The sequence below is a fragment of the Streptomyces rimosus genome, from assembly GCF_008704655.1.
Classification (GTDB): domain Bacteria; phylum Actinomycetota; class Actinomycetes; order Streptomycetales; family Streptomycetaceae; genus Streptomyces; species Streptomyces rimosus.
On sequence record NZ_CP023688.1, the window covers coordinates 9,172,047 to 9,193,253 of the forward strand.

General features: G+C 69.9%; 16 protein-coding genes and 1 pseudogene. 12 read left to right on the forward strand and 5 right to left on the reverse strand.

Features of this window, described 5'->3' with window-relative positions; genetic code table 11:
• Window positions 1-23: 23 nt before the first annotated feature.
• Complete coding sequence (locus CP984_RS40020) at window positions 24-854, forward strand: SigB/SigF/SigG family RNA polymerase sigma factor (RefSeq protein WP_003981403.1); 831 nt, start codon at window positions 24-26, stop codon at window positions 852-854.
• Window positions 855-1,027: 173 nt separating this feature from the next.
• Window positions 1,028-2,398, forward strand: a complete 1,371-nt coding sequence (locus tag CP984_RS40025) for an FUSC family protein (protein ID WP_003981404.1) — start codon at window positions 1,028-1,030, stop codon at window positions 2,396-2,398.
• A gap of 140 nt (window positions 2,399-2,538) precedes the next feature.
• Here CP984_RS40025 and CP984_RS42870 read toward each other — a convergent pair whose 3' ends face one another.
• Window positions 2,539-3,540, reverse strand: a complete 1,002-nt coding sequence (locus tag CP984_RS42870; protein WP_003981405.1) for a bifunctional class I SAM-dependent methyltransferase/NUDIX hydrolase — start codon at window positions 3,538-3,540, stop codon at window positions 2,539-2,541.
• Between the two features lie 479 nt (window positions 3,541-4,019).
• Here CP984_RS42870 and CP984_RS40035 point away from each other — a divergent pair, with 479 nt between their 5' ends.
• From CP984_RS40035 to CP984_RS40045, 3 genes are all read left to right on the forward strand, one after another.
• Entirely contained in the window at window positions 4,020-5,360 is a 1,341-nt protein-coding gene (locus CP984_RS40035; RefSeq protein ID WP_003981406.1) for a sensor histidine kinase, read from the forward strand.
• A gap of 372 nt (window positions 5,361-5,732) precedes the next feature.
• Window positions 5,733-6,881, forward strand: coding sequence for an alpha-lytic protease prodomain-containing protein (locus tag CP984_RS40040; RefSeq protein WP_050498889.1), 1,149 nt, complete (start codon window positions 5,733-5,735; stop codon window positions 6,879-6,881).
• Window positions 6,882-7,047: 166 nt separating this feature from the next.
• On the forward strand, window positions 7,048-8,094 hold the full coding sequence (locus tag CP984_RS40045) for a helix-turn-helix domain-containing protein (protein WP_176564564.1): 1,047 nt from the start codon (window positions 7,048-7,050) through the stop codon (window positions 8,092-8,094).
• An 18-nt stretch (window positions 8,095-8,112) separates the two neighbouring features.
• Here the strand turns inward: CP984_RS40045 and CP984_RS40050 are convergent, their stop codons facing one another.
• A complete protein-coding gene (locus tag CP984_RS40050) occupies window positions 8,113-9,009 on the reverse strand; it encodes an alpha/beta hydrolase (RefSeq protein ID WP_003981409.1) in 897 nt (298 codons plus the stop codon).
• A gap of 107 nt (window positions 9,010-9,116) precedes the next feature.
• Here CP984_RS40050 and CP984_RS42720 point away from each other — a divergent pair, with 107 nt between their 5' ends.
• The 3 genes from CP984_RS42720 (at window position 9,117) to CP984_RS40065 (ending at window position 11,838) form a co-directional block, all read left to right on the forward strand.
• Window positions 9,117-10,151: a helix-turn-helix domain-containing protein gene (locus CP984_RS42720; protein ID WP_003981410.1), complete on the forward strand. Its 1,035-nt coding sequence runs from the start codon at window positions 9,117-9,119 to the stop codon at window positions 10,149-10,151.
• A gap of 129 nt (window positions 10,152-10,280) precedes the next feature.
• Entirely contained in the window at window positions 10,281-11,078 is a 798-nt protein-coding gene (locus CP984_RS40060) for a MerR family transcriptional regulator (RefSeq protein ID WP_003981411.1), read from the forward strand.
• Window positions 11,079-11,244: 166 nt separating this feature from the next.
• Complete coding sequence (locus tag CP984_RS40065) at window positions 11,245-11,838, forward strand: hypothetical protein (RefSeq protein WP_003981412.1); 594 nt, start codon at window positions 11,245-11,247, stop codon at window positions 11,836-11,838.
• Window positions 11,839-11,870: 32 nt separating this feature from the next.
• On the opposite strand, the gene CP984_RS40070 is transcribed toward CP984_RS40065, so the two are convergent.
• Window positions 11,871-12,800 (reverse strand): LysR family transcriptional regulator, encoded by a 930-nt coding sequence (locus CP984_RS40070; protein ID WP_003981413.1) that lies wholly within the window; start codon window positions 12,798-12,800, stop codon window positions 11,871-11,873.
• 142 nt (window positions 12,801-12,942) lie between these two features.
• On the opposite strand from CP984_RS40070, the gene CP984_RS40075 reads away from it, so the two are divergent.
• Together CP984_RS40075 and CP984_RS40080 are read left to right on the forward strand one after the other, a co-directional pair.
• The gene (locus CP984_RS40075; RefSeq protein WP_003981414.1) at window positions 12,943-13,809 is read left to right on the forward strand and encodes a PhzF family phenazine biosynthesis protein; all 867 of its coding nucleotides are present in this window, start codon (window positions 12,943-12,945) and stop codon (window positions 13,807-13,809) included.
• Between the two features lie 125 nt (window positions 13,810-13,934).
• Window positions 13,935-14,229: pseudogene (locus tag CP984_RS40080) on the forward strand (transporter); the annotation flags it as partial.
• Window positions 14,230-14,527: 298 nt separating this feature from the next.
• Here the strand turns inward: CP984_RS40080 and CP984_RS40085 are convergent.
• Window positions 14,528-14,926: a hypothetical protein gene (locus tag CP984_RS40085; RefSeq protein WP_003981416.1), complete on the reverse strand. Its 399-nt coding sequence runs from the start codon at window positions 14,924-14,926 to the stop codon at window positions 14,528-14,530.
• A gap of 67 nt (window positions 14,927-14,993) precedes the next feature.
• Window positions 14,994-18,311: an ALF repeat-containing protein gene (locus CP984_RS40090; RefSeq protein WP_158706233.1), complete on the reverse strand. Its 3,318-nt coding sequence runs from the start codon at window positions 18,309-18,311 to the stop codon at window positions 14,994-14,996.
• A gap of 405 nt (window positions 18,312-18,716) precedes the next feature.
• On the opposite strand from CP984_RS40090, the gene CP984_RS40095 reads away from it, so the two are divergent.
• On the forward strand, window positions 18,717-19,244 hold the full coding sequence (locus tag CP984_RS40095; RefSeq protein ID WP_003987310.1) for a hypothetical protein: 528 nt from the start codon (window positions 18,717-18,719) through the stop codon (window positions 19,242-19,244).
• A 113-nt stretch (window positions 19,245-19,357) separates the two neighbouring features.
• Window positions 19,358-20,893 carry an FG-GAP-like repeat-containing protein gene (locus CP984_RS40100; RefSeq protein ID WP_003987311.1) on the forward strand — a complete coding sequence of 512 codons (1,536 nt, stop codon included), beginning with the start codon at window positions 19,358-19,360 and terminating at the stop codon, window positions 20,891-20,893.
• Window positions 20,894-21,207 lie beyond the last annotated feature (314 nt).

Consider the following 21,207-nt stretch of genomic DNA (forward strand, 5'->3'; position numbering starts at 1 on the left):
TGAGCGAAAAAGGAGAGCCGGCGATGGCCACCCCCGCAACCGCGCGCCCCGGCGAGCGCGGTGCCAAGGATGTCGACACCAGCGACGAGTTCCGTCTGCTGGCAACGCTGGAGGACGGGCCGGTCAAGGAACAGATACGCCGGCGCATCATCACCGCGTGGCTGCCGATGGCCCACCGCCTGGCGTACCGGCTGCGGGAGCGCGGCGAACACCTCGACGACCTCAAGCAGGTCGCCGCCCTGGGCCTGGTCAAGGCCGTCGACCGGTTCGACCCGGACCGCGCCGACGCGTTCGAGCAGTTCGCCATTCCGACGATCACCGGCGAACTCAAACGGCACTTCCGCGACCACACGTGGCACGTGCACGTCCCGCGCCGTATCCAGGACCTGCGCAACAGGGTCCGCATCGCGGTCAAGGAACTGAGCACCACCCTGGACGGGCGCACGCCCAGTACGGAGCAGATCGCCGCACACGCCCAGCTGTCCGAGCAGGACGTCACCCTGGGGCTGCGGGCCCTGGAGACCTACCGGTCCCTGTCCCTGGACGCGGCTCTCGATCACGGCGACGGCGGCAGCGAGGAGCAGCACACCCTCTTGCACGTCATCGGCGCGCTCGAAGACGCCTTCGCGCTCGTCGAGGACCGAGAGTCGGTCAAGCCGGTCCTCGCCCGGCTCCCCGAGCGTGACCGCCGCATCCTCTACCTGCGGTTCTTCCAGGACATGACGCAGAGCGCCATCGCCGCCGAGCTGGGCGTCTCACAGATGCACGTCTCACGGCTGCTCAACCGGGCCCTGGCCCGGATACGGGCGGAGGCGACGCGCGCCCCGGCGGGGAAGTACCGCAAGGCGGCCTGAGCCGGAAACGGAACCCGTCGGGGCGGCCTGGCCCGGTGCGCCGTCGACACCGTTGTCGATGCGACCTGGGACGTGGCCGCGCCGACGGGGTACCGAGTGAACGACGTACGGCGTACCGAGTGGAAACGTACGGCCCGCCGCCAGAAGCGGACCGGATGAGGAACGGAGCGTGCATGGCCGGTCAGGCGCGGAAGCAGGAGACCGAGGCTCACCAGCAGAACGGCCGGAGGGAGCGGCGGGGGACGAGCGCCGATGGCGAGGAGGCCCCTACAGAAGAGGCGCGCACGGGGGAGGCGCGCAAAGAGGAGGCGCGTACAGGAGAGACGGGTACGGGAAAGGCCCGTACCCTCACCCAGCCCGGACACCGGGAGGAGCCCGCGGCTCAGGGGCGGATCGCCCGCGCACAGCAGTGGTGGAACCGGGCCTGGGGATCGGCGGGCCACGAACGCCACACGCTGCTGCTGATCGCCAAGAGCACGCTGGCCGCCACCATCGCCTGGTTCTTCTCGTACAACCTGCTGGAGGCCGAGTCACCGGCGTTCGCACCGTTCTCCGCGGTCCTGATCATGCAGGTGACGGTGTACCAGTCGCTGCTCCAGTCACTGCGGTACGTGGGTGCCGTGGCGACCGGGGTCGCCGTGCAGGCGGCCCTGGGATACCTGGCCGGTCCCGACCTGCTCACCTTCGCGCTGGTGGCGGTGGTCGCCCTCACCATCGGCCGGTGGCCCGCCCTCGGTTCGCAGGGCTCGCAGGTGGCGACGGCGGCGTTCTTCGCCTTCTCCACGTACGTCACCGCCCCGGCCGGCATCGGCAAGATCACCCACCTCGCGCAGATCATCCTGCTGGTCCTCATCGGATGCGGCGTCGGCGTCATCGTCAACGTCGTCCTCGTCCCACCACTGCGCTATCGCAGCGCCGAACACGGCATCCACACTCTCGCCCGCGCACTGTGCGACCTGGTCAGCGACATGTACCCGGCCATGCGGGAGGGGGAGATAGAGGAGGAGCGCATCAGCCACTGGCGTGGCCGGGCCGAGCAGACCGGCGGGCTGATCACACAGGCCGAGAACGGACTGCGAACGGCGCGCGAAAGCCTCTACTTCAACCCCCGCAGCCGCCTGGGCCGCCATCGGGGCCGCGCGGGCTTCGAGGGGTACGGCGCGGTGCTGGAGGCGCTGAAGCGGACCATGTACCAGCTGGCCTCGCTCACCCGCAGCCTCGATCAGTGGCGCCAGGACGGCAGCGAGCGCGACCGGCGCTTCCTGCGCGGCTACGCCGACTTCCTCGAATCCATCTCCCGGATCGCCCAGGTCCTGGGGGAGATGGACGAGGACACGCTGGCCGACCAGGCCCGCCAATTGTGCCAACTCGCCGACGAGGCACAGCAGTGCTGCCGTCAGGTGACGGACCGGGCCGAGCAGGACGGTCTGCCGCTGACCGATCCGGCCTACCCGTACGGGGTGCTCGTGGTGGAGGCCACCCGGCTGATGGACGAGTTCCAGTACACCTGCGATGTGCTGCAGAGCCAGGTGGACGCGCGGTGATGCCGCCGGCCGGGGCGGTCGGGCCGCTGGGGCCCGCCGCCCCGGCGGCTCCCTCTCACCCACGTGCCGAGCCATCCGAGTGATCTTCGGCAACCGCCACCGGCGGACGTGCCACACATCGCCGGTGTCCGGGTGGACGCCTACGACGGCGCGGCCTCCACGACCTGATACCGGTGCACGGGCGGCAGTCCGGGAAGCGAGCCGGGCCACACCGTCTCCAGTACGTGCGCGCTGGGAACGAACAGCCCACCGGCCAGCGCCGGCAGATCGGCGACCTCGTGCCATTCCCAACGCCGGACCAACTCCGGCTCCCGCACAACCGGCGCCCCCGTATACGCGGTGATCCGCACGGCCGCCGTCACGCGCGGCATCCCATGGATCTCGTCCATCACCATCGCCACCAGCCGCGCGTCAGCCGCCTCGGCCCGCAGCCCGGTCTCCTCTTCCAGCTCTCTGACGGCGGCCCGTACGAACGACTCGCCGCCCGCGTTCTTCCCGCCGGGCAGTTCCCACAGCCCGTGTACGGACCGGCCCAGCAGCACCCGGCCGGTCTCGTCCGTCACCACCGCGCCCGCGCCGGTCAGAGCGTGCGGCGCCGGCTTGCCCCGGTTTCCGAACGCCACCGGAGTACGGAGCGGACCGCGCAGCACCAGCAGGGCAAGCCCCTCGGCGTCGTACCGCTCGGCGGTGTCCCACCCGGCGGACAGCAGGGCGATCTCCTCCTCGTCGAGGGCGATGCCGCGCTTGCCGGGCGGCACGGCGTCCGCGACAGGTGTGATCACGCACAGCGCGCCGCCGGGACGCAGCCGTTCTCGTAGCCGGTGCAGCACTCTGGTGCGGTCCTGCACGAACGCGTAGCTCAGGCGGAAAGTGATGAGGTCGTAGGCAGGCTGGGGGAGCGCGGCGAGCCGGTCGCGTTCGATGTCCAGGTGTACGTAGGTCACCACGCCGTCGGCGTCGTCGTCGCTGTCGCCATGGGCGTGCATCTCCTCCTGGGCGGCGGCGATGGCGGCAGGGGAGTAGTCGACGGCATCGACGCGATAGCCGGTGGCGGCCAGGTGACGGGCGAGTTCCCCGCGCCCGCAGCCGACGTCGAGAGCGACCGCGCCCGCCCGGGCCGGTACGCGAGAGGCGAGCAGCACCCGCTCCCGCTCACCGAGCGGACGAAACGACTTCCCTTGGCGGTAGTGCTCATCCCACCCACTGCCCGGAGTGGATTCCGTAGCCGCCCGCGTGCCGGTGCACGCACCACTTTCCGCGCGGGTACTTACACCCGTATCACTCCCTGATCCTGTACTCACACCCGTACCGATACCCGGAATTGCCAACCTGCTTAACCGCTCAACGGTTGCTCCTCGTCCCGCCGCATCCCCTCCATCCCCCGCTTCCCCCTCCCACTCCCTCCTCCACTCTTTCTCCCCTCTCACGGGAACCCCTCGCTCACACCTGGCCCCCAACCCCTTACCTCCGACTTACGACGTCTCCATGCAGGATGGGCGAAACTCAACACCTGTCGTGCCGCGGACATCGCGGCACCCGAGGAAGGACCAGCAGTGCGTATTCCCACCGCCTCGGCACCGGCCGCCATACCCGCTTCGCCGGGCCACCGAGGCTGACCGCCATGGCTGTCTCTTCCGAACCACCCCTGCCCGCGACCGCACATGCGAAGCCCGGCCCCACCCTCGACACCCACCCGGTCCGGGTCCCGTTGCGGTGGTTCCGGCCGACCATCCGGATTCGGCTCACCTTGCTGTACGGCGGCATGTTCCTGATGGCCGGCGTGGTGCTCCTCGCGATCATCTACCTGTTCGCGGCCAACACCCTCAAAGAAGGCACCCTGGAAATCCAGGTTTTCGGCACCAACATCACCCTCGGGAAAGCCAATTGCCACGACCTGCCGTCGGTCGGCACGGTCAACGACATCAATGCGGCGATCGACAAGTGCCTCCGCAACCAGCGCGCAGCGGTTCTGCAAACCTTCCTGAACCGCTCCCTGCTGGCGCTGCTGGGCCTGACCGTGGTCGCGTTCGCTTTCGGGTACGCGATGGCCGGCCGTGTCCTGTCGCCGCTGGGCCGGATCACCCGGACCGCGCAGCGCGTGGCCGGTTCGGATCTGCACCGCCGTATCGAGCTGGGCGGTCCGGATGACGAGCTCAAGGAGCTGGCCGACACCTTCGACGAGATGCTCGACCGCCTGGACCGGGCCTTCGAGTCGCAGCGCCGTTTCGTCGCCAACGCCTCGCACGAGCTGCGCACCCCGTTGGCGATCAACCGCACGCTGCTGGAGGTGCAGCTCGCCGATCCGGAGGCGTCGCCGGAGCTGGCGCAGCTGGGCAAGACGCTGCTGGCGACCAACGAGCGCAGTGAGCAGTTGGTCGAGGGCCTGCTGCTGCTCGCCCGCAGCGAGAACAAGATCGTGGACAAGAAGCCGGTCGATCTGGCCGAGGTCGCCTCCCAGGCCCTCGACCAGGCCCGCGCCGAGGCCCAGGCCAAGGGCGTGGAGATCCGCGGCGTGCGCCAGCAGGCGTTCGTCCAGGGCAACGGCGTCCTCCTGGAGCGCATCGCGCTCAACCTCGTACAGAACGCTGTGCGCTACAACATCAAGGACGAGGGCTGGGTGGAAGTGACCACAGAGCCGCAACAGGACTACGCGGTACTAATCGTCTCCAACACCGGCCCCGCAGTCCCGGCCTACGAGGTGGACAACCTCTTCGAGCCCTTCCGCCGCCTCCGCACGGAACGCACCGGCAGCGACAAGGGCGTCGGCCTCGGCCTGACCATCGTGCGCGCGGCAGTACGCGCCCACGACGGCACCACCACCGCCCACCCCCGCGCGGGCGGCGGCCTGGTCATACGGGTCGTTCTGCCACGTGACAAGACCACGAACGAGCAAGCAACCCCGGACAAAACCAGCATCACCGCACAGACCGACACGCCACCGGGCACTCCAACCCCGGGCTGAAGCCGCCCACAATTACGGCCCCTACGGAGGGCTGGCCAACGCCTTGGCAGCCGAATCCGTCAGGCACATCCAAGCTGTGCCCCCTCACGGATACGGCCAACCCCTGCCGAGTGTCGGCGGGCGATGATCGCCCCGAACCCCGCCATAAACAGTTAACCGCAGTTCTGTTGATTTCATCCTCGACCACCAGTCTTGTCATGCACGGGCACCGCCGCCCAGAGTTCTCCTGCGAATGCGGACCGGTTTCCCCACAACCGGTCCGCATTCATTCCCCCCTCGCCAGGCCGCGGTCAGCGGCCTCTCGGAAATGGAGACAAGGTGCTTCGTCTACGCGCAGTCCTGGTATCGGGGGCCGCTTCGGCGGCTCTGGTCATGGCGGCAGGTGTCGTGTCGGCCCACGGCGCTCCCTCGGCGGATTCCTCGGCGGGGGAGGGGCGTTACCAGAAGCAGATGGTGCGGGCTCTCGCCGACTCGCTCGGTATCGATGACGCCGCTGCCGTGCGGAGGCTGGACTCCCAGGCCGCTCAACAGAAGACCTTGGCGGCACTGAAGTCGTCGGGTGCGGATTCACGCGGGGCTTTCTTCGACGCAAAGGGCAAGCTCACCGTCAACGTCACCGGTACGCAGGCGGCCCGCACCGTCCAAGCCGCCGGCCTCAAGGCGCGCATGGTCGCGCACACCGCCGACGAGCTGGACGGCATCAAGGCCGCGCTGGACAAGGCGGCCGTCCGCCACGTACCCGCGGGCGTGCAGAGCTGGGGCGTGGAGCCCGCGTCCAACCAGGTCGTCATACGGCTTCGCGGGACGGCCGCGGCAGCCGACGAAGCATTCCTCGCGCGGGCCGCGTCGTACGGTTCGGCCGTCGCGGTGAAGGACAACGAGGGCCAAGCGGTGACGACGACCGGCACCGTCTACCCGGGAAGCCGTATGGATTACGGCAACCACTACTGTTCGGTCGGTTTCGGCGCCCGTGACTCCTCGGGCAGACAGGTCCTGGTCACCGCCGGGCACTGCGTCGAGAACCTGCCGGACCTGAGCTACGACGGAACCCACTTCGCCAAGGGCATCAAGACCCGGTTCAAGCACGGTCGGAACAGCATCGACATGGGGCTGGCCTCGGTCGATTCCGGCTCCGGCATCGCCACCCGGATCGGTACGTGGGGCAACGGCGGCAATGTCGCCGTCAAGGGCGGCCAGCGCGCCGCGGTCGGATCGGACGTCTGCAAGTCCGGTGCCACGTCGCGCTGGACGTGCGGGTCGATCGAGTCGTACAACTACACGGTGACCTACAGCGACGAGGGCCAGCCCGACACTCTCGTCTCCGGCCTCGGCCTGAGCACCGTGTGCACTCTGGGCGGTGACAGCGGCGGCGCCTGGGTCTCCGGCAACCAGGCCCAGGGCGTGACGTCCGGTGGTCTGAATTCCAACCGGTGCGACGGCGTCTACGGCGAGGGAACGTCGTACTTCCAGCCCCTCGACGACGCGCTGAACTACTACGGGCTCCGCTTGAACACCGCCTGACCGGCGGCGTCACGCGTACCGGCGCGGGCGGTCATCTCGCGGCCCCGCGCCGGACAGCGGAGGTACAGCGTCGGCGGCAACCGCCGATTCTTTTGATCCGGCCCCTACTCCGTCGAATGCCTGTCGAATGCCTTCTGTCAGAACTGCCCGCCGACCGGGAGCGTCGATGATCCACCCAGCACACTCAGGACCGGATCACCCAGGACCGGAGTCCTCGATACGGCGGCCCCACGACCCCGACGACCCCACCCCCGACAGGCAAGCCGACCCACCCCACCCCACCTTCGGCGAAGCATTCCGTCAGGCGCTCAAGGCCAGCGGACTGACTTTGCAACGGCTGCACCACCACCTGGCCGTACGCGGCATTTCCGTCAGCCCCGCGACGCTTAGCCATTGGCAACGCGGACGGAGCCAGCCCGAGCGCCAGCAGTCGCTGCGCGCGGTGAGCGAAGTCGAATCCATCCTGAATACGGCGCCGGGTGCGTTGCAAAGCCTCCTGAGCCATCGTCGCCCGCGAGGCAAAGCGCTGGTCACGGGGAAGGAGATATCGGAGGCTCTGTCCCATATTCACACTCCCGGCTCTCCTCTGCCGGAAGCGCTCGGCGCCGATGCCTACCGGTTCAACGAAAACCTCGTTTCCCTTTCCGTTCAGGAGACGGTTCACCTCGACGAGTACGGGTGCATCGCGCGCTACGCGGTCAGCAACGTCGTACGGGCCACGCGTGACGGCGTACGGCGCCTGACCGCTCACCACCAACTGGACGACCCCGACACCCCGTCCGTGCAGGTGACCGTCCACTGCGGGCGCCTGAACGCCCTGCGGTTCCACCACGAACTGGGTTCCGCCGTCTTCGACATCGGCTTCGGGCGAGCCCTCGGCCGGGGCGACACGGCGATCATCAACTACACGCTGGACGTCGGCCCCCGCTGGAAGCCATCGGAACACCACGAGCGCGCCCTGCCGTTGAGCGTGCGGCAATATCTGCTGCACATCTACTTCCATCCACGGCACATTCCGGCAGCCGCGTACGGCTACTACCGGCAGAACACCGAAGCCGCCCGCATCGATATACGGCCTCTCAGTCTGGATGTTTCGCACAGTGTCCACATCCTGCCTGCGCGATGCGGGCCGGGCGTTTACGGAATTCTCTGGAAGGGGCGACGAGGAGCGGACGCGGAGCAGTCGGGGAAGCGCGTTCCGCGCTCCTCGTAACCGATCTGCTCCCCATCCTCAGTCGGCCAAGGCGCGGCGCAGCACCGCCCCGAGTTCGGCGATCTGCCGTTGTGAGACCTCGGCGGACAGAATGGCCTGTGAGCCGTGGAAGGTGCCGGACCACTGGTGCAGTTCGACCGGGACCCCGGCCTGGAGCAGGCGCAGCCCGTAGGCGATGTCCTCGTCGCGGTTGGGGCACAGCTCCGCGGTGGCGATGTAGGCGGGCGGCAGGCCGGACAGGTCGGTGGCCCGGGCGGGGGCGGCGTACGGTGTGGCCGGCGCGGAGCCCAGGTAGTGCCGCCAACTGGCCGTGACCTTGCTGCGGTTCATCCAGGGCGTGTCGGTGAAGTTGCGCTGCGACCAGGTCTCCTGCCGGTCGTCGAGTTCGGGCTGGCTGAGCAGCTGGTAGCAGAGCGGTGGTCCCTGCTGGTCGCGGGCCCGCAGGGCCACCGCGGCCGCGAGCCCGCCACCGGCGCTGTGTCCGCCGACCGCGATCCGGTCCGGGCTGATGCCCAGCTCGGCCGCGTGCTCGGCCGTCCAGGCCAGTACGGCGTAGGCGTCGTCCAGGGCGGCCGGGAACGGGTGCTCGGGGGCCAGGCGGTAGCCCACCGAGATCACCACCGCGCCGGAGAGACCGGCGAGCCGGGTGGCCCACGGGTGCTCGGTGTTCAGGTCGCCCATGACGAACCCGCCGCCGTGCAGCGACACGAGGGCGCCCCGCGCTTCGTTCGGGCGGTAGATACGTACCGGTACGTCCGGGTCGGCGGGCACCGTACGGTCCTCGATGACCAGCCCTGTGGTGTCCGGCGGCGGCAGCTTGGCCGCCAGGTCGGCGAAGTTCTTGCGGGCGGTGACCGGGTCGTCCAGGTCGGCCGGTGGGAACAGCGGCAGAAACGCTTCGAGTTCGGGATCCATGCCGTTCATCCTGGCGGCTGCCGTCCCCGGGCACGTCCGCCAACTGTCGCGCATCCCACCCCGGTTCCGCACCGACCGGCGCGCCCCTGTCCTTCTATGCTCCTGCCATGGAGGCACTGGCCGTACGGCTGTCAGGACTGGACGCGTACGTCGACGGCGCGATGCGCGTCATCACGTTCTACGACACGCTGATGCGCCGGCGGGTGGATCTTCCCGCGCTGGCCCGGGCCTCGGCAGGCCTGGCCGAGTGCGTGGCCGCGATCTGCCTGCACGGCACGGGGCGCGCGATCCGTTTCGCGCCCGACGGCCGGCCGGCGCCCGCCCCGCCGCAGCCCGCCTCCACCACCGTGCCGATCACCCTTGACGACGAGGAGATCGGCACGGTGTGGCTGGAGCGCCCCGGCCCGCCCAATCCGCTCGACGAAGTGCTCCTGGAACGGCTCGCGCTGGCTTCCGCGGCCGCCGCCGAGCGTTACGGCCCGGCCCGCACCACCATGGCCGACCCCGCCCTCGTCGAACTGGCCATCAGCCCCGACAGCGACGAGGCCGCGCGGGCCCGGGCGCTGCGGCTGCTGGGGTTCGCCGCCGGCCTGCCGGTCCATGTCGTCGCCGTACGCACCCGGCTCCCACTCGACCGGATCGGCGCGCTGATCTGCCCGGCCCGCCCCGTGAAGGCGGCGCCCCTCGCCGAGGTGGGCGTCCTCCTGGCCACCACCGTGGACCGGACCCGCTTCCCGGCCGGGGCCCACGCGGGCATCGGCGCCGCCGACAGCCCGCACCGCTCCTGGCAGCAGGCCCGTACCGCCCTGCGTTTCACCACCCCGCGCCGCCCGGTCCTCCACCACACCGACCTGGGCGCCGTGGCCCTCCTCGCCGAGGTGCCCCGGGACGCCATACGCGACAACACCGACGTGGCCGCGATCGCCCGCCTCGCCGCCCACCCCGAAGACCTCGAAACCCTCGACGCCTACTGCGCCACCGGCTCCCTGCGCCGGGCCGCCGACCTCCTCCACCTCCACCACAGCAGCGTCTCCCGCCGCCTCGCGCAGATCTCGGACGCCCTGGACATCGACCTCACCGACCCCATGGGATTGACCCGGGCCACGTTTGCCCTCACGGCGTGGCGGCTGCTTGACGGCTGAGGACGGTGGGGCGCCGCTGCGGCCACCGTCGGGCCCTCGCGAACCCACATATGCAGTACGACCCCACCCCGCCCCCTACCGGCCCATGTCACTTGACCTTGTCGCAGCGACAACGTTTCTACTGCTGTCATGCGCATCGGAGAGCTCGCCGGAACTGCCGGCATCACCACCCGCGCCGTGCGGCACTACCACCGCATCGGGCTGCTGCCCGAGCCGCCGCGGCAGCCCAACGGGTACCGCGAGTACTCGCTGCGCGACGCCGCGGAGCTGGCCCGTATCCGGCGGCTCACCGAGCTCGGACTGAGCCTGGACGAGGTGAAGGACGCGCTGGCGGACGACGCGGGCAAGGACCTGGTCGAGATCCTCACCGAGCTGGACGCCGACCTGGCCCGCCAAGAGGAGGCCATCCGGCAGCGCCGCGCCCGCCTGCATCAGCTGCTCCAGCAGGCCGCGCAGTCCGGGCGGCTGCCCGCGGAGGCCCCTGTGTCGCCCGAGCTCGCGGCCGTCTTCGACGACATGGCCCGCGCTTCGGCGCGACTGCCCGGGCCGGAACCGGCGATGGCGGCCAAGGAGCGGCAGCTCCTCGCCCTGCTGGAGACCGGCTCGCCGGGCGGCGACCGCGGTTGGCTGGACGCCATGGTGCACAGCCTCACCGCCGACCCGGAGGCCATGCGGCGCGCCTACGCCGTCTACGCCCGGCTGGACGAGCTGGCTGAAGCCGCGCAGGACGACCCCCGGGTGGAGGAGACCGCCCGGGCCATCGCCGACAGCGTCCCGGACGAGGCGGCCCAGGCAATGACCCTCCGGAACTCCGGCGACGCCGGCGAGCACGGCGGCTTCGCGGACGCCTTCTTCGCGGACTTCGCCCCCGCCCAGGCCGCGGCCATGCACCGCGCCATCGAGCTGCTGCGGGAGCGTGCCAGGTGAGAACGCTGCGAAAGGCCGTGCACTGGGGTTTCGTCGCACTCCTGCCTCTTGAAACTGGTCCTGGTCCTGTGTGTGGCCGGCGGGGTACGGATACCCGCGGTCGCCCGGTCGCCCGGTCGCCCGGTCGCCCGGTCGCCCGGTCGCCCGGCCAGCGGTGGAGCTTGCCGTGCCCGTGCTCATGATCACGGCAGCCGTACTGCTCGCCCTCGACCACCGCAGGCACCGCCGGGACGGTCTCGACCATCGTTCCGCCGTCGCCGCCGCGCTCGCCGACACCGTCCCGGCGGCCGTACGCAAGCTGACGGCCCACGAGCTCTTCCTCTCCACCAGCTTCCTGCGCTGGGTGACCCACCGCGGCCCGCACGGCGTACGCGCCGGCGACCTGCCCGCCCCGTACGCCCCCGGCCAGGTGGCGGTCACCTACGGCTTCCTCTTCGACGGCTCACTGCGCCTGCGCTACGGCGCCCTGCTGGACATCCGCATCCCGGCCGACCGCATAGCCTCCGTACGCCTGGACCGGCAGTTCCCGAGCGACAAGCTGGCCGCCGTGAAACGAAAACGACGTCACCGACATGGCCGTAGCCGGCCAGACGACCATCACCGTCGAATTCACCGAGCCCGTCCGTTACATACGAGCCTGGGCAAGCCCACCGAGGCCCGCACGTTCCGCTTTTACGCTGACGATGCCGCGCCAGTTGTGGCGGCGCTGAGGGCGGGCCGCTCAGAGGGCGGCCTCCGCCCCCAAGCCGGCCGACGCTAACCGTATCCAGCCGCAACATTCCCTCCTCGGCATCACCCGCCCACCCACCCCTCAGCAGCCAGCCGCCTCAGCCGGGCCATGACCGTCTGCGCTGCCGGGCTGGTCCAGCGGCTGCGGTGGCGGAGCATGAGAATGGGGAATTCGGGGAAATTCCGGAGTGTGTGGAGTCGGCCGGAAGCCAGGTCGGCGGCGACGCTGACCACTGGCAGCAGGGCGAGACCGAGGCCGGCCTCGACGCAGGCGCGTACGGCCTCGATACTGCCGAAACGGGTGATGCGGGGAGGCTCGCCGGGCGTAGCGAGCAACTGGCGGGCGAAATCGTCGCTATAGCAACAACCCTCTTCAAGCAGGAAGAAAGTCTGTTCACTCAGTTCGGCCAACTCGCCCAAGTCGACCTGTTCGCCTGGGTGGCGCGGTGACGTCTCGGCCTCAACCCATGAATGGCCGGGCGCCGCGACGAGCGCCAACGGCTCGTGTCCGATGACCTCCGTCTCCAAATGCGGTATGTCGACGCGGGATTCGAGGAGCAGGGAGACATCGACACGGCCCGAGCTCAGCTGCTCCGATGCCTCCGACGGACTGCCCACTGCTCGCATGTGAATCTCGACGGTGGGCAAGTCCCGGCTCAGCGCTGCCACCGCCAGCGGCAGGCGGTAGGCGCACAGGGATTCGCTGGCGCCGAGGGTGACGCTGCCCTCGATCGGGGCCGCGGTGTGCGCCTCGTGGTGGAGGCGGTCCTCGGCGTCCAGCACGTGTTGGGCCCGCTCAAGGAGGCGGGCTCCGGTGTCGGTGAGGACGGCTCCGGAGGGCAGGCGGTCGAAGAGCCGTACGCGCAGGTCCTTTTCCAGGGCGCGGATCTGCACGGTGACGGTCGACTGGGCCAGGTGGAGTTCCGCAGCGGCGGCGGTGAAGCTTCCGGTGCGGGCCAGGGTGGTGAAGGTCCGCAGCAGGCGGGTGTCCAAGGGATGCCTCCCGTCTCTTCCGTCCGGCCTCCGTGCACGGAGGCACGCGGCGCCCTTCGGCCAAGGGCCCATCGAAGATACCGATGGCAGCTCTCATGATCAATCATTGGACGTGATAGCGGTTGGTTGGGATGCTGAAGGCATGGAGATTCTGCGTTACAGCGCTTTCACCGACCGGCCCGATGGAGGCAACCCCGCGGGGGTGGTCCTCGACGCTCAGGGACTTGATGAGACGGACATGCTCCGTATCGCGAAGGAGGTGGGGTTCTCCGAGACGGCTTTCGTCACCGCCGCGGAGACGCCCGACGGGACTCACACGCCCGACCGCACCCACCGCGTCCGCTACTTCAGCCCCCGCGCGGAGGTCGACTTCTGCGGTCACGCCACCGTCGCCACCGCCGTCGCCCTCGCCGAACGCGGCGCACCCGGAGCGCTGGCCTTTCAGACCAACGCCGGACGTGTCGACGTGATGACCGAAAGGACCGAAGCGGACGGGCACGGCTTTCGCGCAACGCTCACCAGCGTCTCCGCCTCCTCGGAGCCGGTCGCACCTCAGCACCTCGCTTCCGCTCTCGAAGCGCTGGGCTGGTCCGAGGACGATCTGGACCCCGCCTTTCCGGCCCATGTGGCTTTCGCCGGTAATTACCATTTGATCCTGGCAGCCGCTTCCCGGGAACGCCTGGCTCGACTCGATTACGACTTCGAGGCACTGGAAGCACTTTCCCGTGACCAGAGCTGGACCACCGTTCACCTTTTCCACCGGCAGACCGACACCCTCTTCCACGCACGCGATCCCTTCCCCCTCGGCGGAGTGGTCGAGGACCCGGCGACCGGTGCGGCGGCTGCGGCTTTCGGCGGCTACCTGCGTGCGATCGGATGGGAAGCGGTCGGCACCCCCATAACGGTGCTGCAGGGTTACGACATGGGCCGGCCGAGCCTGCTCACCGTCACCACCGACGCGTCCGACCCGCGCGTGAGCGTGAGCGGCCAGGCCGTCGTACTCACCTGACCCGGTGTTGGGGCGGCCTGAGAGTCAGACGATCTGTGTATAGCGTCTGACCTGAGCAAATGTGCTCCTTGCAGGCGTTGCAGTTCCCGGAGTCGAGGGGGGCGGGGCTGAATCTGTTCCGCACGATGGGCGGCGGTGTGAGCGAGGTCGCGCCGCGTCTTGCTGAGGTCGAGGCAGATGGAGGTGCAGCATCTCATCGAGGCGCACATGAAGACGATCCTGGGCGTGCGGTTCCTGGCGAGCGAGTACGTCATCGACCGTGTCGAGGGCGGGCGGATCGACTCGCTGGGGCTCGACGAGAACGGTGCCCCTGTGATCGTCGAGTACAAGTGCGGTACCGACGCAGGCATGATCAATCAGGGTGTCTGCTACATGGTCTGGCTGATGAAGCACAACGACGCCTCCCGGAGTCGGGTCCGCACCGTCCGGAGTCGGGACCTGCAGCACCTCGTCCCGTCCGTAGAGTGATCTCGCAGGTCTGCTCAGCCCGTGCCACGCCGCCGCCTCCTTCGTCCTGGCCGGTCCGGCGGTGTGCTTGTGACGGCATGACACATCCAGCGGAACTCCTGGCGCGCCCCGCCCCGCTCCCTTTCGCTCCCACAACCTCGGGGCCGGGGTTCTTCCAGGCATCCGAAAAAGGCGCCTGACACGGGCTCTGCCCGTCAGGCGCCTGTCTGCTCGATGAGCTGACTGACCTGCTCACGGATGCCGTCCGGAGTCAACCCCAGTTGAGCCATGCCCACAGGGCGAACGCCACGACGAATCCGACGGACAGTTGAATTGTCAGCCGCTTGTTCGCCGGGCCCGCTTTGCTGGCCGGCGTGCCCAGCGGGTCCTCACCCTGCTTCACCGCTATGAGCATGTCCGCGCGCCGCCCTATGACACCGAGAATCAGCCCGACGGACACGGTGGAATAGATGGAGAGGAGTTTGGTGAAATCGTGCCCACGCAGCTTCCCGAGCACCGTCAGGAAGACAATACCGAAGAGGGGGATCATGGCGATCTGCGCCTTGGCCCGGGACGTTGGCATCATGGGCAGCCAGACCGCGAGGAAAAGGACCGTCGTGCCGACAGCGATGATCCACCAGACATTTACGGGGATGTGCGGGGCGTGCAAGATTCTCTCCCTTACCACTGTGGGGCCCGCGAGCGGGCCCCACAGCTCAGCTCTATAAAAGGTTCGGTCAGCCGAACAAGCCGGTGACGCCCGAATAGATCGAACCGGCGGCGTCGCCGAACACTTCCTTGGCCTTCGTGCCTGCCGACTTTACTAGACCGGCACCCTTCGAGACGGCGCTCTTGAACTTGCCGCCGACGAAGCCGACGGTGGTACCGAGCGCGGACGTCCAGAATTCATCGCTGCCGAATCCGTAGGCGACACCGGTGAAGATGCTGCTGCCGACTCCTGAGAGGAGGGATATGCCTCCCGCGACAGCGCTGACGCCCTGCGCGACGCCCGGGGCCGGAATCAGGTTCGCGGCCGCCGCGGCCCAGCCGGTCCAGGTGCTGGTCTCACTCATGTAACCGGCCCAGTCGCACCAGGTCTGCTTCCCCGGCGGGCAGCCGCCACTGCTGCTGCCGCCGTCGCCGCCGCCCTTGCTGCCGGGCAGCTCGGCCTTGTCGTTCTTGGCGTCGTCCTCGGGCCGCTGCTTCTGCTTCGCGACCTCTTCGGCCCTCTTGCGTGCGGCTTCCGCGGCCGCGCGCTGCTCGGCCTCGCGCTTGTTCTGGGCGATCTGCTTGGCCTGGCTGGCCGCCACGCGCGCGGCCGCCGCGTCCTTGCCGGCCTCGATGGCGGCTGCCTTGGCACGGCTGGCCGACGCTTGGGCGCCGGCCGCGGAGGCCACTGCCTGCTGTGCGGAAGCGGTGGCCTGAGTGGCCGAGTAGTTGGCCTGGCGGGAGGCGACCTGCGCCTTGGCGGCCGCGGCCTTGGCCGTCTTGGCGGAGGCGGCTGCGGAGGCGGCCGACTTGTCGGCCTGGTTGGCGAACTCCTGCGCCCGGTTGGCGTGGCCCTGGGCCTCCTTCGCCTTGGCCTGGGCCTGAGCGGCGTACTTCTTGGCGTCGTCCGCCTTGCCCTGGGCGCGGGCCGCGGCCTCGAAGGCGGTCTCGGCGTTCTCGTACGCCTGGGAGGTGGCCTTCGCCGCGACGCTGATCTGGGCCTGGATCGCCGCGGTGTGGGCCGCCGCGTCCTGATCCGCCTGGGCGGCGCGGTACTGCGCACGCTCGACGAAGACACGGCGCATGGTGTCGGTGCCCTCAAGGGCGACCTGCGCGGCGGCCTTCATCATCGGGCCGCCCTGCTCCAGCTGCCGCAGCACCTGGAAACGGTCGTCCTCGGCCTGCGCCTTGGTGTAGCCCTCGGTGAGGAAGGAGTGCAGCGCCTCGGTGGAGCCGTCGTCGAGCGCCTTGGTCGCGGCGTCCTTCACCGCCTTGCCCGCCTCGTTGACGACCTTGAGGATCTGGAAGCGGTACTCCTCCTTCTGCCCCTCGAAGGCCCCCTTGGTCAGGAACTCCTGCACCGCCTCGGGCCCCTTGGCCAGCGCGGCCTCGGCAGCCGCTGCCGTGCGGGGCGTGCCGATCCGGCTGAAGAAGACGGTCTTCTCCCGGTCGTCCTGGTGTTCGGCGTCGGTCCGGTCCTGCTTGATCCACGCCTTCATGTCTTCATCGGAGCCCGACAGGGCGTCCTCGGCCGCCGCGCGGGTCCAGGTGCCCTGGCTCGACAGCAGGTTGACGGCAGCCTGGCGGGCCGCCTGTACGGCCCCCTGGTCGTCCTTGCCCAGCTTCTCGCCGGCCTCGGAGATCAGCCGCTTGGTCTCCTCGCCCGTCTGGGCGGCCTGCGTCTCCTGCTTGGCGAGGACCGGCTTGAGGTCGTCCTCGAAGCGCTTGGCGTCGCGCGCCTGCTCGAGCGACGCGGCGAGGTCGGCCTCCAGCATCTTCTTCTCGGCGGCCCGGGCGACGTTGAAGACCTCGGTGGCCTGCTCGGTCGCCTCACCCGCCGTCTTGGCGGCCTGGAGCGCGGCTTCCGCGTGAGCCTTGGACTTGTTGGCCGCGTCCTGTGCCTTGCCCGCCTCGTCCGCGGCCTTGTCGGCCGCCTTGGCCGCAGCGTCCGCGTGCGCGGCCGCGTTGTCGGCCGCGGTACGGGTCTGGCGGGCGGCCTTGGCCGCCTGATCGGCCAGGGAGACCGCGCTGTTGGCGGCGGTGGTCGCGCGGTTGGCCTCGGCACGGGCCGTTGCCGCCGCCCGCCTGGCGTGGGCCGCTTCGGCCTGCGCGGCGCCCGCGTTGGCACTCGACTGCGCGGCGGCCTCGGCCGCCGCGGCCGCGTTGCGGGCGGCGCTGGCCGCCGCGGCACCGGACCTGCCGGCCGCCGCGGAGGCGTTCGCCGCCTGGCCGGCGGCGGCCGCGGCGGTACGGGCACCCGCCGCCGCGTCGCGTGCCTGCTCGGCGGCCTGGCGGGCCGCCTTGGCCTGTCCGGCGTCCGACACCGCGGCGTTCGCCGCGCGGTAGGCGCGGGCCGCGGCCTGTCCCGCCGCGGCAGCGGCGGAGGCGGCGTTGGAGGCGGCGCGCGCTGCCGTACGGGCCGCGGCCACCGCGTTGTTGGATGCGCGGATGGCGGTACGGGCCGCATCGGCGGCGCCCTCAGCGGCCTGCGCGGCCTTGGTGGCGAAGCGGCCGGCCTTGTCCGCGTCGGACTTGGCCTCCGCGGTCTGCCGCGCCGCCTCCTCGGCGGCCGCCTTGGCCTTCGCCGCGGCCTTGTCCGCGACCTCGGCAGCTTCCAGTGCCTCGTCGGTCTGGACCTTGGCCTTCTTGCCGGCCTCGGTGGCGACTTGGGCAAGTTGCCCGACCGTCATCGATTCCTGGTCGCGCGCCCGGGCCAGTTCCTGGCCGCGCTCCAGGAACTCGGCGATGTCCTGCGCGTCCCCGTTCAGCGCGCGCTCGGCGGCCTGCTTGACGGCCGGTCCGCCGGAGTTCATCACTTGCAGGACTTCGAAGCGGTTGTCCTCGTTGGTGGCCTTCTCCAGGCCCTCCTGGAGGAACTTCTCCAGCACCGCGGGGGTGCCGTCGTCCAGGGCCCGCTGGCCCTCGCGGTTGACGGCCTTGCCGCCCGCGTTCATGGCGCGCAGGACCGCGAAGCGCCTGTCGTCCTGGAGCGGCTTCTCGTATCCGTCCTTGACGAAGGCGAGGACCTCTTCGTCGGAGCCGGTCAGTGCCTTGTCCGACGCGGCGGACACGCCCTTGCCGGCGCTCGCCATCGTCTTGAGGATGGCGAACCGGGCGTCTTCCACCTCGGCCCGGTGCAGCGCACCGCCGAGGAACGCGTTCATGTCGGCGTCCGAGCCGGTCAGCGCCTTGACGGCCTCCCGCTTGGTCGCCGCGCCGCCGGCCTTCCACGCCTCCACGGCCCGCGCGCGGGCGTCCTGCGCGGGCGCCGCTTCGCCGGGTTGCGCCGGGAGCGCGTGCGCCGCGGTCGTACCGAATATCACCGCTGCCGTGGCCGCTGCGGCCACGGCGGTGAGTCTGCCGCGCAACTGCCGAACTTGGCGCGACATGCTTGACGGTTTCATGTCAGGTGCTTCCCCATTCGGGATCTCTTGTTGAAGTCGAGAAGCGCGGCCACGCGTCCGGAAAGATGATCACATAAGCAAAACCTTGACAATGGGGGCTTCTTGCGGGTGGCGAGCCCGCGAGCGGAAGCAGGGCGAATGGCGCGGAGTGTCAACTAACCACCTCTCCTAGGCAGTTGAGGGTGAAGCGGTGCCTGGGTATCGATGGATACGTAAGCCGATAGGTGGACGGGTGACGCTTTGATAACAAAGCTCCGGAGTTTGATGGTGTGTGACGCCGAGTGATAATCCTTCCGCTGGGGGCGGTTTGCTCCCTTCAGCCTTCACCGAGCGAAAAGTGAGTCATCGATGCGGATACCCCTGCGGCCGCTGGCCGTTGGCCTGGCCGGAAGCGCCCTCGTCGCCGGCGCCGTCCTGCTGACCGGAGCGGCCAGCGCCGCCGACCAGACCTCGGGCCCCCGCGCGGACCGGATCTCGGTTGCCGCCGGCTCGTCCGAGCAGCCCCCGCTCGCCATCGAGGATTTCTCCTACCCCGGTGCGGACCGCATCCTCAAGGAGAAGAACCTCAAGCTGAAGCACGGTGACGGCCACATCGTCCTCGCCGAATGCGACAGCAGCCCGAACCTGCTTCGGTTCATCGCCCGCGACCGCGCGGACTTCTGCTTCAAGGTCTCCGGGGACAGCGGCTACCTCGCGCTGGAGGTCCCCGCGGTCGGCGGCGTGCAGAGCCACGACTACAAGGCCAAGGTCAACATGACCGTCGGCACCGAGAAGAAGTCCTTCGACGTCCCGAAGAACTCCTGGAAGGGAATCGGGGAGAACGCCGACCCCGCGGGCCGGGAGCACATGCTGCTCGAAATCATCGCGAGCAAATAGTCCCGTCCGGGCCCGGGCCCTCCGTCAGGCGCTGCAGTGCCGGCCCTCGCGGGCACCCGCGCCTTTCCCGCCCCCTCCCAGCCATCTCCCTCCCAAGAATTGAGGAAGCAAGAGTGTTTGGCAGACGTCCGCGCGCCGCATGGCTCACCGGACTGGCCGCGACCGCCGTCGCGGCCGGCGTCCTGACCGGCACCCCGGCCATCGCTGTCGTGGGTGACGCCGCCAAGGACGGGACGTACCCGTTCACGGCGAAGCTCGACATCGGCAGCGGCAAGCGCGCCTGTACCGGCGCCCTGGTCGACCCGCAGTGGCTGCTCACGGCCGCCAGCTGCTTCGCCGACCACCCCGGCCAGGACAAGGTCGCCGCCGGCAAGCCGAAGCTGGCCGCCTCGGCCTCCATCGGCCGCACCGACCTGTCCGGCAAGGGCGGACAGGTGCGCACCGTCACCGAGCTCGTGCCGCGTGCGGACCGTGACCTGGTGATGGCGAAGCTGTCCGCACCGGTCGACGACATCACCCCGGTCACCGTCGGTTCCGTTGCTCCTGCCAAGAACGACACGCTGCGCTTGGCCGGTTACGGCCGTACCAAGGACGAGTGGGTTCCCGACCGTCTGCACAGCGGTGGTTTCTCCGTCGACGCGGTGGAGAAGACGACGCTCGCCGTCACCGGCAAGGACGGTGCGAGTGTCTGTATGGGCGACACCGGCGGCCCGGCCCTGCGGGCGACGGAGGCCGGTGGCTACGAGCTGGTCGGGGTCAACGGCGCCTCGTGGCAGGGAGGTTGCTTCGGCTCCGAGGAGACCCGTACGGGCGCCGTCGAGACCCGCGTCGACGACCTGCACAGCTGGGTCCAGCAGATCCGGCTGACGGCCCTGTACGAACATGTCACCGATGTCGTCGCCGGCGCGGACTTCAACGGTGACGGCCGTCCCGACGTCGCGGCCGTCCTTGACGACAAGAACCTGCACGTCTTCTACACCGGCCCGGACGGCAAGCTCGAATACGGCCGCGAGCTGTGGAACCACGACGGTTCCTGGGGTCGCAAGCGCGCGATAACCGCCGGTGACTTCGACGGTGACGGCCTGACTGACATCGCCGCCCTCAACGTCGACGGCTCTCTCGACCTGTACCCGGGCACGAAGAGCGGCAAGCTGGGCTCTCCCCGCTCGATGGCCAAGGACGGTTCCTGGAAGACCGTCTCGAAGTTCGCCCGCTACAAGGCCGACGACTCCGGCCGCGACGGCCTGGTGGCCATCTGGAACGACGGCTCGCTGTACGCCTACACCACCGCCGCGGACGGCCGTCTCTCCGGCTTCAAGCGCCAGGTGTGGCACGACAAGACCTGGTCCAAGAAGCACCTGACCACCGCCGACTTCAACGGCGACGGCCGCGACGATCTCGCGGCGGTCTCCCAGACCGGTGGCCTGGGCCTGTACACCGGCAACGCCAAGGGCACGTTCGACTACGACAAGGCGATGTGGCCCGACGAGAGCTGGGGCGGCTTCCGGGCCGTCATGGGCGGCGACTTCGACGGTGACGGCAAGGCCGACATCGCCGCCGTCAACAGCTCCGGCGGCCTGTACCTCTACCCGGGCAACGGGAAGGGCACCCTCGGTTCGCGCTCCCCAATGTGGCCCAGCGCGTCCTGAACCTCGCACCAGCGCATGACGAGAGGGGCACCCGGCAGCATGACCGGGTGCCCCTCTCCGTTTTGCCCACTTGGCCAGGCAAACGCTCCGCGCGGTGCTCGCTCGTTACGGCTGGTCACGCTCGACGGTGGCTACCGACCCGAAGTCGCGCGAAGCCAACCGGAGCAGGCGGCAGGGTCCGGGCAGCGGTGGGGGAGGAGTCGGTGGCGGTGAAGGCGCGGTAGGGAACGGTCGAGGTGGGCGTGCGTGGCGGTGTCGGGGTGCGGGCGGTGAGGTGCGCGGGCCGGAAGCTCCGGCGACGCGCCCGGCTCGCC

Coding starts and splice junctions, on each gene's coding strand:
- CP984_RS40020 (WP_003981403.1), top strand. CDS start 24: ATGGCCACCCCCGCAACCGCGCGCCCCGGCGAGCGCGGTGCCAAGGAT.
- CP984_RS40025 (WP_003981404.1), top strand. CDS start 1,028: ATGGCCGGTCAGGCGCGGAAGCAGGAGACCGAGGCTCACCAGCAGAAC.
- CP984_RS40035 (WP_003981406.1), top strand. CDS start 4,020: ATGGCTGTCTCTTCCGAACCACCCCTGCCCGCGACCGCACATGCGAAG.
- CP984_RS40040 (WP_050498889.1), top strand. CDS start 5,733: ATGGCGGCAGGTGTCGTGTCGGCCCACGGCGCTCCCTCGGCGGATTCC.
- CP984_RS40045 (WP_176564564.1), top strand. CDS start 7,048: ATGATCCACCCAGCACACTCAGGACCGGATCACCCAGGACCGGAGTCC.
- CP984_RS40050 (WP_003981409.1), bottom strand. CDS start 9,009: ATGGATCCCGAACTCGAAGCGTTTCTGCCGCTGTTCCCACCGGCCGAC.
- CP984_RS42720 (WP_003981410.1), top strand. CDS start 9,117: ATGGAGGCACTGGCCGTACGGCTGTCAGGACTGGACGCGTACGTCGAC.
- CP984_RS40060 (WP_003981411.1), top strand. CDS start 10,281: ATGCGCATCGGAGAGCTCGCCGGAACTGCCGGCATCACCACCCGCGCC.
- CP984_RS40075 (WP_003981414.1), top strand. CDS start 12,943: ATGGAGATTCTGCGTTACAGCGCTTTCACCGACCGGCCCGATGGAGGC.
- CP984_RS40095 (WP_003987310.1), top strand. CDS start 18,717: ATGCGGATACCCCTGCGGCCGCTGGCCGTTGGCCTGGCCGGAAGCGCC.